The sequence below is a fragment of the Massilia sp. WG5 genome (genome assembly GCF_001412595.2).
Lineage (GTDB): Bacteria > Pseudomonadota > Gammaproteobacteria > Burkholderiales > Burkholderiaceae_D > Telluria.
Map to the genome: position 1 here is coordinate 1,235,587 of NZ_CP012640.2, position 13,319 is coordinate 1,248,905.

General features: G+C 68.0%; 13 protein-coding genes. 9 read left to right on the forward strand and 4 right to left on the reverse strand.

Annotated elements, in window-relative coordinates; genetic code table 11:
• Positions 1–453 carry a RidA family protein gene (locus AM586_RS05320; RefSeq protein ID WP_109370428.1) on the forward strand — a complete coding sequence of 151 codons (453 nt, stop codon included), beginning with the start codon at positions 1–3 and terminating at the stop codon, positions 451–453.
• Positions 454–460: 7 nt separating this feature from the next.
• Here the strand turns inward: AM586_RS05320 and AM586_RS05325 are convergent, their stop codons facing one another.
• Complete coding sequence (locus tag AM586_RS05325) at positions 461–1,084, reverse strand: glutathione S-transferase family protein (RefSeq protein WP_047826038.1); 624 nt, start codon at positions 1,082–1,084, stop codon at positions 461–463.
• A 135-nt stretch (positions 1,085–1,219) separates the two neighbouring features.
• On the opposite strand from AM586_RS05325, the gene AM586_RS05330 reads away from it, so the two are divergent.
• Positions 1,220–3,895: a M1 family metallopeptidase gene (locus tag AM586_RS05330; protein ID WP_047826037.1), complete on the forward strand. Its 2,676-nt coding sequence runs from the start codon at positions 1,220–1,222 to the stop codon at positions 3,893–3,895.
• Between the two features lie 129 nt (positions 3,896–4,024).
• Here AM586_RS05330 and glpD read toward each other — a convergent pair whose 3' ends face one another.
• Positions 4,025–5,608, reverse strand: a complete 1,584-nt coding sequence (gene glpD, locus AM586_RS05335) for a glycerol-3-phosphate dehydrogenase (RefSeq protein WP_047826036.1) — start codon at positions 5,606–5,608, stop codon at positions 4,025–4,027.
• Positions 5,609–5,714: 106 nt separating this feature from the next.
• Between glpD and AM586_RS05340 the strand changes: the two genes are divergently transcribed.
• Both AM586_RS05340 and AM586_RS05345 read left to right on the forward strand, forming a co-directional pair.
• The gene (locus AM586_RS05340) at positions 5,715–6,350 is read left to right on the forward strand and encodes a phosphohydrolase (RefSeq protein WP_197416487.1); all 636 of its coding nucleotides are present in this window, start codon (positions 5,715–5,717) and stop codon (positions 6,348–6,350) included.
• On the forward strand, positions 6,343–7,167 hold the full coding sequence (locus AM586_RS05345; RefSeq protein WP_047826034.1) for a Sir2 family NAD-dependent protein deacetylase: 825 nt from the start codon (positions 6,343–6,345) through the stop codon (positions 7,165–7,167). Before AM586_RS05340 ends, AM586_RS05345 begins: the two co-directional genes overlap by 8 nt.
• Before the next feature lie 386 nt (positions 7,168–7,553).
• On the opposite strand, the gene AM586_RS05350 is transcribed toward AM586_RS05345, so the two are convergent.
• Positions 7,554–9,659 carry an ATP-dependent helicase gene (locus AM586_RS05350; RefSeq protein WP_047826066.1) on the reverse strand — a complete coding sequence of 702 codons (2,106 nt, stop codon included), beginning with the start codon at positions 9,657–9,659 and terminating at the stop codon, positions 7,554–7,556.
• Between the two features lie 303 nt (positions 9,660–9,962).
• Positions 9,963–10,181 carry a hypothetical protein gene (locus tag AM586_RS05355; protein WP_047826033.1) on the reverse strand — a complete coding sequence of 73 codons (219 nt, stop codon included), beginning with the start codon at positions 10,179–10,181 and terminating at the stop codon, positions 9,963–9,965.
• Between the two features lie 200 nt (positions 10,182–10,381).
• Between AM586_RS05355 and AM586_RS28555 the strand changes: the two genes are divergently transcribed.
• From AM586_RS28555 to AM586_RS05375, 5 genes are all read left to right on the forward strand, one after another.
• Complete coding sequence (locus AM586_RS28555; protein WP_197416486.1) at positions 10,382–10,555, forward strand: hypothetical protein; 174 nt, start codon at positions 10,382–10,384, stop codon at positions 10,553–10,555.
• A 49-nt stretch (positions 10,556–10,604) separates the two neighbouring features.
• The gene (locus AM586_RS05360; protein WP_047826032.1) at positions 10,605–11,198 is read left to right on the forward strand and encodes a chromate transporter; all 594 of its coding nucleotides are present in this window, start codon (positions 10,605–10,607) and stop codon (positions 11,196–11,198) included.
• Entirely contained in the window at positions 11,195–11,782 is a 588-nt protein-coding gene (locus tag AM586_RS05365; protein WP_047826031.1) for a chromate transporter, read from the forward strand. Before AM586_RS05360 ends, AM586_RS05365 begins: the two co-directional genes overlap by 4 nt.
• Before the next feature lie 78 nt (positions 11,783–11,860).
• Positions 11,861–12,718 (forward strand): S-formylglutathione hydrolase, encoded by an 858-nt coding sequence (gene fghA / locus AM586_RS05370; RefSeq protein ID WP_047826030.1) that lies wholly within the window; start codon positions 11,861–11,863, stop codon positions 12,716–12,718.
• Between the two features lie 122 nt (positions 12,719–12,840).
• Positions 12,841–13,311 carry an Hsp20/alpha crystallin family protein gene (locus AM586_RS05375; RefSeq protein WP_052234106.1) on the forward strand — a complete coding sequence of 157 codons (471 nt, stop codon included), beginning with the start codon at positions 12,841–12,843 and terminating at the stop codon, positions 13,309–13,311.
• Positions 13,312–13,319: the final 8 nt, after the last annotated feature.

The window sequence follows — 13,319 nt, forward strand, 5'->3', positions numbered from 1 at the left end:
ATGAAGACCATGCCGGCCGTTTTGATTCCGCTACTGGCCGCCGGTGCGCTCGGCGCCGCGGGCGCCGCGCCGCCCGCGAAGGACATCGTTGCCACCAAGGAAGCGCCGGCCGCGGTCGGCCCGTATTCGCAGGCCGTACGGTCCGGCAACCTGGTGTTCCTGGCGGGCCAGCTGCCGATCGACCCGAAGACCAACCAGGCGCGCACCGGGCCGATCGAGGAACAGGCCGCCCAGGTGCTGGACAACCTGAAGGCGGTGCTGGCGGCGGACGGCATGTCGATGGATAACGTGGTGTCGACCACGGTGTACGTGAAGAACCTGGACGATTTTCCGAAACTGAACGCGGTCTACGGCAAGTATTTCACCGACAAGCCGCCTGCCCGCGCGACGGTGCAGGTCGACCGCCTGCCGAAGGATGTGGCGGTCGAGATCTCGGCGATCGCGGTGCGCTGATCGTCGCTCAGAAGGCCTGCGCGCTCGGCCGCTCCGCCACCCGGTCGCGCCAGGCCTGCAGGTGCCCAAAGCCCTCCTCGCCCGGCCGGAACTTCATCAGCCCGCGCGCGAACTCCAGCGCGCAGAAGGCCGTGATGTCGGCGATCGTGAAGCGGTCGCCGGCCACGAAGGCCTGCTGCGCCAATACGCCGTCCAGCCAGCGCGCCGTATCGCGCATCTTCTGGCCTTGCGTGGCGCCGAACTCGGCGAACTGCGGCTGCTCCAGCGGCGCCAGGCCCGGGTGGGTGTGGCGGATGCAGTTGGCGATCCTCAGGAACAGCTGCAGCTCGCAGCGCCGGTCGGCCATCTCGATGAAGGCGCGCTCCTCGAAGCCTTCGCCCATCAGGTTGGGTTGCGGGTACAGCCCTTCCAGGTAGGTGCAGATGGCGCGGGTCTCGGCCAGCTGCCGGCCGTCGTCCAGTTCCAGCACCGGGATCTGGGCCATCGGGTTCATGCCGGTGAAGGACTCGCTCCTGTGCTCGCCCTTGAACAGGTCGACCGGAACCAGCTCGATGCCGGTGATGCCCTTTTCGGCGATGAACATCAGCACGCGGCGCGGGTTCGGGGTGCGGTGGCTGGTGAACAGCTTCATGGTTCTCCTCCAGGTTGTGATTGTGTCCACGATGATAGCGCATCGCTTCATATACTTTTCCATACAATTGACCGTTTGACAGCGCTGTCCGGTAATCGTAGATTCGTGGACTAATTCAAACCAAATAGGTACACCATGCACCGCAGCCTGATCTCCGCCGCAGTAGCCCTTGCCTTCGCCGCCCTGCCCGTCCACCACGCCGCCGCCGCGCCCAGGTCCATCGCCGCGCCGGCCAAGGAAGCGACCACCCAGCTGCCGCGCGGCGTGATCCCGAGCCACTACGAGATCTCGCTGACGCCGGACGCCGCCGCCGGCCGTTTCGCCGCCCAGGCCACCATTACCGTCAACGTCACCAGGGCCACCGACCGCATCACCCTGAACGCGGCCGACCTCAGCTTCCACAGTGCGAGCCTGGCCCCGGCCGCCGGCGGCGCTTCGCAAACCGCCAGGGTGAGCGTCGATGCCGCGGCCCAGACCGCGAGCTTCGCCTTCGAACGCCCGCTCGCGCCCGGCCTCTACAAGCTGGCCCTCGACTACAGCGGCGTGATCGGCACCCAGGCGGTCGGCCTGTTTTCGCTCGACTACCCCGGCGCGGACGGCAAGCAGCAGCGCGCCCTCTACACCCAGTTCGAGAACTCGGACGCGCGCCGCATGATCCCTTCCTGGGACGAGCCGGCCTACAAGGCGAGCTTCTCGCTGCAAGTCACCATCCCGGCCGGCCAGATGGCGGTCAGTAACATGCCGGCGGCGAGCACCAGCACCCTGCCGGACGGCCGCCGGAAGGTCGTCTTCGCCGAGACGCCGAAGATGTCGACCTACCTGCTGTTCTTCGCGCTGGGCGACTTCGAGCGCGCCACCACGAAGGTCGAGGGCACCGAACTGGGCGTGGTGACGCGCCGCGGCGCGATCGACCAGGCCAGCTTCGCGCTCGACTCCTCGAAGGAGATCCTGCGCGAGTACAACGACTACTTCGGCGTGCGCTACCCGCTGCCGAAGCTCGACAACATCGCCGGCGCCGGCCGCAGCCAGTTCTTCGGCGCGATGGAGAACTGGGGCGCGATCTTCACCTTCGAGTACGCGCTGCTGTTCGATCCGGCCAACTCGACCCAGCACGACCGCCAGGAAATCTTCGCCACCGCGGCCCACGAGATGGCGCACCAGTGGTTCGGCGACCTGGTCACGATGCGCTGGTGGGACGACCTCTGGCTCAACGAAGGCTTCGCCTCCTGGATGGAGAGCCGGATGACGGCGCGCCTGCACCCGGAGTGGAATACGCGCCTGGGCGCGGTCAACAGCCGCGACGGCGCGATGTTCCGCGACTCGGTCGCCGCCACCCACCCTGTGGTCCAGCACATCGAGACCGTCGAACAGGCCAACCAGGCCTTCGACGAGATCACCTACCAGAAGGGCGAAGCGGTGATCCGCATGCTGGAAGCCTATGTGGGCGAGAACGCCTGGCGCAGCGGCGTGCGCAGCTACATGAAGGCCCACGCCTACGGCAACACCGTCTCCGACGACCTGTGGAAGCAGATCGAAAAGGCGGCCGGCAAGCCGGTCACGGCGATCGCCCACGACTTCACGCTGCAGCCCGGCGTGCCGCTGATCCGTGTCGGCGCACCGGTGTGCAGGAACGGCATGAGCAGCGTCCCGCTGACCCAGGAAGAATTCTCGCGCGACCAGCCGAACCGGAAACCGCTGGCCTGGCGCGTGCCGGTGATCGCGCAGGTCGCGGGCAATGCGAAGCAGGCGACCACGCTGGTCTCCGGCGGCAAGGGCGTCATCGCCGTCCCGGGCTGCGGCGCGGTGATCGTCAACGCCGGCCAGAGCGGCTACTACCGCACCCTGTACGCGCCCAAGGAATTCGCGCAGCTGGCGCAATCCTTCGCCACGCTGGCGCCGATCGACCAGCTCGGCCTGCTGTCGGACAGCACCGCGCTGGGCCTGGCCGGGCTGCAGCCGGCGACCAGCGCGCTGGAGCTCATCAAGGCCACCCCGGTCAGCGCCGATCCGCAGGTCTGGAGCCGCATCGCCGGCGTGTTCGAGGGCCTGCACTGGCGTCTTGAGAGTGAAATGCGAGGCGACGCCGCGCGCCGGCACCGCCTGGACGCCTTCGCGATCGCACGCCTGGCGCCGGTGATGGCGCAGACCGGCTGGGAAGCGCATGGCGGCGAGCTGTCCGCCGTCGCCAACCTGCGCGAGCAGCTGATCGAGACCCTGAGCGAACTTGGCGACACCACCGTGGTCGCCGAGGCGCGCCGCCGCTATGCCGCGATGGACAAGGATCCGTCCAGCGTGCCGGGGCCGCTGCGCAAGACCGTGCTGTCGGTGGTCGCCCAGCATGCCGACGCCGCCACCTGGGATGCGCTGCGCAGCCGCGCCCGCGCCGAAACCAACCCGCTGCTGCGCGACCGCCTGTACACGCTGCTCGCCAGCAGCCGCGACCGCGCCCTCGCCGAGCGCGCCCTGCAGCTGGCGCTGACGGACGAGCCGGGCGTGACCAACAGCGCGGCGATGATCTCGATGGTGGCCCAGCGCTATCCGGACATGGCGGTCGACTTCGCGCTGGCCCACGTCGACAAGATCAACGAGCGGGTCGACGCCAGCTCGCGCAGCCGCTATTTCGCGCGGCTCGGCCACACGTCCGCGAATCCGGCCATGATCGACAAGCTGAAGAACTACGCCCAGGCCAACCTGGCGCCGAGCTCGCGCGGCGACGTCGATGCCGCCATCGCGGCAATCCAGGACCGCATCAAGACGAATGCCGCACGGCTGCCGGAGATCGATGCCTGGCTGCAACAGCAAGGCAGCTAAACAAAAGCGCCTGCAACGCAGCCATGAGGGCGTTGCCCCAGGGCAAGGCGCGTGGGCGAAGACAGTACGCCAGTACGGCAAGGCCATGCAACGCAGCCATGAGGGCGTTGCAGGTGCTTTACGGCTGACTCAGGCGGCGGGGACGGACACGCCCCGCCGCGCCGCCAGCCATCCCTCCAGCCGGCGCGCGCCGCCCGGCGGCACATGCAGTCCCAGCTTGGTGCGGCGCCACAGGATGTCCTCGGCGGCCTGCGCCCATTCCTGCCGCACCAGGAAATCCGCTTCCACCTCGAACAGCCCGGGCACGATCTCCTCGCCGAGATCGGCGCGGCTGCGGCAAGGTCCCAGCATGGCGCCGAGCCGGGTGCCGTAGGCGCGCACATAGCGGGCCACCAGTTCGGGCGGCAGCCAGGCATACTGCTGCTGGCGGGTGCGGGTCCAGGCCTCGAATTCGAGCACCGCGCGCGCCAGCGGCTGGCGGCCGAACAGGTCGCCGCCCGGCAGGCAGGCGCGGTCGGTCCAGCCGGGCACGCGCCGGCCCAGCGCAGGTGCGATCCAGTCCACCGCCTGCTCGGCCAGCTTGCGGAAGGTCGTGACCTTGCCGCCGAAGACCGAGAGCAGCGGCGCACCGTCCAGGCCGGTCTCCAGCCGGTAGTCGCGGCTGGCGCTGGCGGCGCTCATTGCATCCTGACTGCCTTGCTCGCCGATCAGGGGCCGCACCCCGGCATAGCTCCACACCACGTCGTCCGGGCCGATCGGCCGGGCAAACACCCGGTTCACCGCCGCGCACAGGTACGCCGTCTCGTCCGCGCCGATGGCGACGCGGTCGAGGTCGCCCTGGTAATCGACGTCGGTGGTGCCGACCAGGGTGAACACGCCCTCGTAGGGAATCGCGAACACCACCCGGCCATCCGGCTGCTGCAGCAGATAGGCGCTATCGTGCCCGAACAGGCGCGGCACCACGATGTGGCTGCCCTTCACCAGGCGCAGCGGACGCGCGCCGGCGCCGGGCGCGGCCATGCCGAGGAAGCCGGCGGCCCACGGTCCGGCGGCATTCACGAGGCAGCGCGCATGCACCCTGAGCTCGCCGTCCGGGCCCTGCAGGGTCGCGACCCAGCGCTGCGCCTCGCGCGCCAGGCCGGTGCAGCGGGTGCGGGTCAGCACGGCCGCCCCGCGTTCGCGGGCGTCGATGGCGGCCAGCACCACCAGGCGGGCATCGTCGACCCAGGCGTCGGAATAGGCGAACGCGCGGGTAAATTCCGGCCGCAGCGGCGCGCCGTAGGGGTGGCCGGCCAGCGACAGGCTCTCGGAGCCCGGCAGGAAATCGCGCCGCGCCAGGTGATCGTATAGGAACAGGCCGGCGCGCACCAGCCAGCCCGGGCGCTGGCCGGCGCCGCCGTCGGTCGCCTGCGGCATCACGAAGCGCAGCGGACGCATGATGTGCGGGCCGCTCTTCAGGAGCAGCTCGCGCTCGGCCAGGGCCTTGCGTACCAGACCGAAATGGTATTGCTCGAGATAGCGCAGCCCGCCGTGGATCAGCTTGCTCGAAGCCGAGGAGGTGTGCTGGGCCAGGTCGTCCTTTTCGCACAGGACCACACGCAGCCCGCGCCCGCTGGCGTCGCGCGCGATGCCGGCGCCGTTGATGCCGCCGCCGACCACCAGTACGTCGCAATCGATCCGTCGGCCAGCCGCAGCTCGTGAATGTTCGCTCATCGCTTCTCCGTCGCCTCCGAATTTGTCCTGCGCAGCGATCCAGTGTAGGGGGCTGCCCCGCAGCCGGTGTTCAGCCATATCAAGATGGACAATGTAGAATTTGCCCATGACTAATCGCGCATGGGTTCGCATGCCGTCCGGCAAGCGGCTCGACCTTCTCAATCCTACCCCTTTCGACTGGGACGATGCCGACCTGGCCCTCGGCCTGGCCCGCACCTACCGCTGGGGCGGCCATTCGGCCTGGCCGCTGCCCCTGTCGGTGGCCCAGCACTCGATCAGCGTGATGCTGCTGCGCCGCGCCGCTTCCCCGGTGCCGCTCGCCCCCGTCGTCGAATTGCGCGAACTGCTGCACGACGCCGAGGAAGGCCTGCTCGGTTTCGACGCCGTCTCGCCCTTGAAACCCTTCCTCGGCGAGGGCTTCATGGCCCTGACCAGGCGCCTCGAACAGATGGTGTTCCTGCGCTACGGCCTGCCGGCCTGGACGCCCACCGAGCACGCGCGGCACAAGCAGGCCGACCGCCTGGCCGCCGCCAGCGAAGCCGTTCACGTGGTCGGCTGGAAGGAAGAGGAAGTGCGCAACACCCTGCGGATCCGTGCGGCGGTGCTGGACGAAGACCCGCTGGCGGCGCGCTACCCCTGCCGGCCCTGGGAGCCGTGGGCGCCGACCATCGCGGCGGAGCGCTTCCTGATCGAACTCGATCACCTGAAACGCCGCATCGACGCCGGACAGTCCCATGACTGAGCCCCTGGACGCCGCCATCGCCCGCGCCGCCGCCCTGCTGCGCGAGGCCGATGCCCTCCTCATTGGCGCCGGCGCCGGCATCGGCGTCGATTCCGGCCTGCCCGACTTCCGCGGCGACCATGGCTTCTGGCGCGCCTACCCGCCGCTGGCCAGACTCGGCATCCGCTTCGTCGAGATCGCCAATCCGCGCAGCTTCGCCCGCCACCCGGAACTGGCATGGGGCTTTTACGGACACCGGCTCGCGCTGTACCGCGCCACCATCCCGCACGAGGGTTTCACGATCCTGCGCGAACTGGGCGCGCGGCTGGCGCATGGCGCCTTCGTCTTCACCAGCAATGTCGACGGCCAGTTCCAGCGCGCCGGCTTCGACGACGGACAGGTGGTCGAATGCCACGGCTCGATCCATCACCTGCAATGCAGCCGGCCTTGCAGCGGCGACATCTGGCCGGCCGATGCGGTGCAGCCCGATATCGACCCGGGCGACTGCCTGATGCGCCCGCCCCTGCCGGCCTGCCCGCACTGCGGCGCGCTGGCGCGGCCAAACGTCCTGATGTTCAACGACGGACGCTGGCTGGATGCGCGCACCGAAGCCCGGTACCAGGGCTTCGAAGCCTGGCGCGCGCGCGTGCGGCGCCCGGTCGTGATTGAACTCGGGGCCGGCACCGACGTGCCCTCGGTGCGGCGCACGTGCGAAGCACAGGGCGCGCCGCTCATCCGCATCAATCCGCGCGCGCCGCAGGTGCCGTCGGCGGACGATGTCGGAATCGCCATGGGCGCGCTGGAGACGCTGCGACGCCTGCGCGAAGCCTTGCCTTAATGAAATATCCTTTCACCCTGCAGCGCGTGGTGAAATTTTCTGTCGGCAATTAGTTGTTGTCGATTACTAGCTTGGCCTCAGAATTGGCCTTACGAAAATGCTAAGACATTTCTCAACATCATGTGCTAAATCCTTGATTCGTCAGCCTTTATTTTCATATCCACAGGAAATGTGGATAACTGTGTGGACAAGCGCCTCTTGACAAGCCGGGAGCTCAGTATCGATGCGGGTTTCAACAAATTGCCCGTTCAAGAGGCAAAATTTAATTCCTTAAGAATCAAGGACTTGCCTACGCACTCGTTTTGTGCGAAACATGGATATGCGGCAAATTCCTACAAGGGTAGGACACGGGGGATAACTCGCCTGAATTACCCCTTGTTCATGTTCTATTTCCACGCATTTCGCGCCCTTTCCCGCACCAGCATGCGCACCGCATCCGGCATCGGCTTGCGGCTGTGCGGCGTGTCCGCATTCACCCAGACGCACTCCTCGTAGTGCTTCAGCATGGCGGGCGTGATGAAGCGGCTGCGCTGGGCATACACATGGCGGTCGCCCATCTGGGCCTGCTGCTTGATGAAGAAGCGGTTCGGCACGACCAGGTGCAGCTGCTCCCTGGCGCGCGTCATGGCCACGTACAGCAGGCGGCGCTCTTCCTCGATGTCGTCCGCGCTGCCGGTCGCCATGTCGGACGGGATGCAGCCGTCCACCACGTTCAGCACATGCACCGACTTCCACTCCTGGCCCTTGGCCGAGTGGATGGTCGACAGGATCAGGTAGTCTTCATCGAGCAGCGGCGGCCCGGCGCGGTCGCTGGTTGCGTCCGGCGGGTCCAGGGTCAGCTCGGTCAGGAAGCTTTCGCGCGACCCGTAGCCGCCGGCCAGCTGCACCAGCTGGTCGAGGTCGGCCGCGCGCACCGGGGCGTCGTCGTACAGGCGCTCCAGGTGCGGCAAGTACCAGTTGCGCACCAGCTCGACGTCCATCGGCCAGCGCAGCCCCGGCGTGCGCAATTGGCGGAACAGCTCGACGAAGGGCGCCCAGTCGCCCTGGGCGCGCGCCGGCGCCTCGAAGGCTTCGACCGCGGCCAGCGGCTCGGCGGCCTCGCCGACCGCATCCAGCAGGCGCGCCGCGGTGGCCGGGCCGATTCCGGGAACCAGCTGGGCGACGCGAAAGCCCGCCAGGCGCCCGCTCGGGTTCTGGGCGAAGCGCAGCACCGCCAGCAGGTCCTTGATGTGGGCCGCCTCCAGGAACTTCAGGCCGCCGAACTTCACGAAGGGGATGTTCCGCCGCACCAGCTCGAGCTCCAGCGCGGCGCTGTGGCTGGCGGCGCGGAACAGCACCGCCTGCTGGGTCAGCCGGGTACCGCTTTCCCGCTGCTCCAGCACCCGGTTGCAGACCCAGCGCGCCTGCTCGGCCTCGTCCGGGATCAGCACCAGCTGCGGCTTCGCGGTCGAGACCTTGTCCGTCCACAGCGTCTTCGCATGGCGTTCCAGCGCCGCCGCGATCACGGCGTTCGAGGCGTCCAGGATCGGCTGGGTCGAGCGGTAGTTGCGGTCGAGCGTGATGACCTGCGCCGGCTGCGAGAAGGCCTGCGGGAAGTCGAGGATGTTGCGCACCGTCGCGCCGCGGAAGGAATAGATGCTCTGGGCGTCGTCGCCGACCACCATCACGCCCCGCCCGTCCGGCTTCATGCCCTGGATGATGGCGGCCTGCAGGCGGTTCGTGTCCTGGTACTCGTCGACCAGCACGTGGTCGAACAGGGCGCCCAGTTCCGGCCCGAGTTCCGGGTCGGCGGCCATCTCGGCCCAGAACAGCAGCAGGTCGTCGTAATCGAGCACGTTCTGCTCCTGCTTGGCGTCGACGTAGGCGCCGAACAGGCGCTTCAGTTCCTCTTCCCACTCGCTGCACCAGGGGAAGGTCGACTGCAGCACCTCGCCAAGGGCGTCGCGGCTGTTCACCACCCGCGAATAGATCGCCAGGCAGGTGCCCTTCAAGGGGAAGCGCTTCTGCCCGCCCGTGAGCCCGATTTCCTGGCGCACCATGCCCATCAGGTCTTCGGAATCGCCGCGGTCGTGGATGGTGAACGAGGACTCGAGGCCGATCCGTCCCGCGTACTCGCGCAGAAGGCGCGCGCCGATGCTGTGGAAGGTGCCGGCCCAGGGCAGCGCGGCGACGGCCTGGCTCGAGGTCTTGAGGATGCGCTGCAGGACGCCGCCGGCGCGCTGCACCATCTCGTTGGCGGCGCGCCGCGAAAAGGTCAGCAGCAGGATCCGCTGCGGATCGGCGCCGGACTGGATCAGCCGCGCGACCCGGTGCGCCAGCGTATTCGTCTTGCCCGAACCGGCGCCGGCCACGACCAGCAGCGGCCGGGAGACCGCGGCGCCGACATCGTGTTCGACGGCCGCGCGCTGTTCGGGATTCAGGGACGCATAAGGATCCTGCAGCGGCTCATGCAGCGCGGGTCTGGAAACGCTGGGGTCGACGGTATCGGGCATAATGCGGTGGAGCGGGAAGATGACGGAACTGTACATTTATCCAGTAGAGTTCCGCAAGTACCGTTTGCATTCGCCCTTGTACAGATATCCACAAAAACTGTGAATAACCATGTGGAAAAGCACCCCCTTGACATGCGGGAAGCAAGAAAGAATGCGGCTTTCAACAACTTGCCCATTGCACAGGCAGCGTCTGAACTACGCAAAATCAAGGGCTTACGAAGTCAAGTGGCGCACGATTCGAATATTTTTGCAAGATGCCTTGCGGAAAAATTTGTGCATAAGAATGGCGCCGGAAATAGCCGGTCACGCCATGGGCATGCGCCGGCGGTCCGGCTCGCCCAGCACCCGCTGGATCACGGCGGCGGCGATATCCTGAGAGCGCAGGAACTCGACCGCCGACACGGTGCCGGCATCGCGCTGCATGGCGATACCGGTATCGACGATGACGCGGCGGCGCTGGTCCTGGCGCTGGGTCGGGACGGCGAGCGCGTCGCCCGCGCGGCCGGGGGAAAGTCGGTCCATTGCTGCTCCTGTGTGATCGAACGCGGCCGGTTGCCGCAGATGCAGTATCGGCGAGCACCGGCCCAAGTCAAGAATTAATTTCGCATCCGCACATGACACGGCGATGACACGGCCGCCGTTTCCCGCGGCGCGTGCGCGTGCGCCATGCCCGCGCGCCCAAGCCTAGAATGGTCCCGTCAACCACCATCAGCGAGGACCCCATGACCATGACTCCCGATCCCGACCTGGAGCCGGGCGACGAAGCAAAACCGGGCACCCCGGGCACCGGCGAGGACCTGTGCGAAATGTGCGGCGGCAGCGGCAAGCTGGACGGCAAGACCTGTCCGGAATGCGAGGGTACCGGCCGGGTCGTGCGCGGCATCGGCGGCGGCTGAGCGCCACCCGCATGGACAGGACCGGGGCGGCGGCGCGATAATCGCGTGCATGACCTCTTCGCCCCAAGCGCTTCCGGGAGAGCCCGCCTCCCCTGCCCGTCCGCAGTCCCTGTCCGATCTGTTCGTCTCCTTCACGCTGCTGGCCCTGCAGGGCTTCGGCGGCGTGCTCGCCGTCGTCCAGCGCGAACTCGTCGACCGCAAGCGCTGGCTGACCCAGGAGGAATTCATCGAAGACTGGGCCGTGGCCCAGATCATGCCCGGGCCGAACGTGGTCAACCTGTCGATGATGATCGGCGACCGCTATTTCGGCCTGCGCGGGGCCCTGACGGCGCTCGCCGGCCTGCTGGCCGTGCCGCTGCTGCTGGTGCTCGGCCTGGCCGTGCTGCATGACCGCTTCGCCGCCGACCCGCACGTGGCCGGCGCGCTGCGCGGCATGGCCGCCGTCTCGGCCGGCCTCATCGGCGCCGCCGGCCTCAAGCTGGCGGTGGCCCTGAAGCGCAGCCCGCTGCCGCTGTCCTGGTGCATCGGCATCGCCGCGCTCGGCTTCGTACTGGTGGCGCTGCTGCAGTGCCCGCTGCTCTACGTGCTGGCCGGGCTGGGCGGACTGGGCTGCATCCTCACCTGGCGCAGGCTGAAGCCATGAGCGCGGCGCCCGAGACCCTGCACCTGGTCCTGGCCGCGTCGGACTGGCTGAACCTGTTCGCCCACTTCCTGCTGCTGTCGATGATGTCGATCGGCGGCGCGATCTCGACCTCGTCCGAGATGCACCGCTTCCTGGTCGAACAGCACCACTGGCTGACCCAGGAGCAGTTCAACGCCGCGATCGCCCTGGCCCAGGCCGCGCCCGGCCCGAACGTGCTGTTCGTGGCCCTGATGGGCTGGCACGTCGGCATGAACGCCGGCAGCCTCGGCGCGGCGATGTTCGGGGTGCTGGTCACCATGGTCGGCATCATGACGCCCTCGACCATCATCACCTACACCGCGGCGCGCTGGGGCCACCGCAACCGCGAGCTGCGCGCCGTGCGCGCCTTCAAGCAGGGCATGGCGCCGGTGGTGATCGCCCTGCTGCTGTCGACCGCCTGGATCCTCGGCAGCTCGGTCGGCGAGGCCGGCTGGCGCCTGCCCCTGCTGGCGGTGGCCGCCGGCCTGGTGATCTGGCGCACCCGCCTGCACCTGCTGTGGGTCCTGGCGGCCGGCGCCCTGCTCGGCGCGCTCGGCGTGGTCTGAGCCTCCCGACCATCGGCATGCAAGAGTGTGGCGCAGCAGGCATACTTGCCGTATTGCTCACCTGATTTTGGAACGACGATGACCGATCTTGCCCAACCTAATGTACTCAGTGAACACGCCTGCTTCGGCGGCGTCCAGCGTTTCTACCAGCATGATGCCAAGGCCATCGGCCTGCCGATGCGCTTTTCGGTTTACCTGCCGCCCGGGGCCGAAGGCGGGAAGCTGCCGGTGCTGTTCTACCTGGCCGGCCTGACCTGCACCGAAGAGACCTTCATGGTCAAGGCCGGCGCCCAGCGCGTGGCCGCCGAGCTTGGCCTGATCCTGGTGACGCCCGACACCAGCCCGCGCGGCGCGAACGTCCCCGGAGAACTCGATGCCTGGGACTTCGGCGCGGGCGCCGGCTTCTACCTCGACGCCACCCAGGAACCGTGGTCGCACCACTACCGCATGGAAAGCTACATCCTGGAGCTGCGCGAACTCGTATCGGGCCTGCTGCCGGCCGATCGGGAGCGGGTCGGCATCTTCGGCCACTCGATGGGCGGCCACGGCGCGCTGACGCTGGCGCTGCGCCATCCGGACCTGTTCCGCTCGGTGTCCGCCTTCGCGCCGATCGCCGCGCCGAGCCGATGCCCCTGGGGCAGGAAGGCCTTCGGCGGCTACCTCGGCCCGGATGAAGCGGCCTGGCGCGGCCACGACGCGACCGAGCTGATGAAGGACGCCGGCCGCACGGTCTTCCCCCAGGGGATCCTGATCGACCAGGGCCTGGCCGACAAGTTCCTGGCCGAGCAGCTGTATCCGGAAGCCTTCGAGGAAGCCTGCCGCGCCGCCGGCCAGCCGCTCGAACTGCGCCGCCACGCCGGCTACGACCACGGCTACTACTTCATCTCGACTTTCGTGGAAGACCATCTGCGCTTCCACCGTCAGACCCTCGCCTGACACCGCAAATTCCCGCCGCGGGCCCGCCGACTGGCGGGTGTCAAACTTGCTTGCGCCTCCCTTGAAATCGATTTTCGACAGCCCTATAAATGGTAATACATCCATCACAAAGGGAGGTCATCATGAACCTGATCAGAAGAGGCAACAGCCCGCTGTCCACTCTGCGCGGCGGCCCGATGGACGACCAGTTCGGCCGCCTGGTCGAGAGCATGTTCCAGGATTTCTTCGCACCCATGGCCCAGGCCGGACGCTGGGCCGACGAGGGGCTGGCGATGCCGCGCCTGGATGTCAGCGAGAACGACAAGGCCTTTGAAGTGAAGGCTGAACTTCCGGGCGTCAAGAAGGACGACGTCAAGGTCTCGATCGACGGCCAGCGGGTCACGATCGAGGGTGAATGCCAGGAGGCAAACGAACAGCGTGAGGGCGAACAGGTGGTGTATTCTGAACGCTCGACACGCCGGTACCAGCGCAGCTTCACGCTGCCCGCCGAGGTCGATGACGCCGGCGCCCAGGCCAGGCTCGAAGATGGCATCCTCATGCTCACGCTGCCGAAACGACAGGGCGGCGCGGCCAAGCGGCTGACCATCCAGTAGCCAGGGCA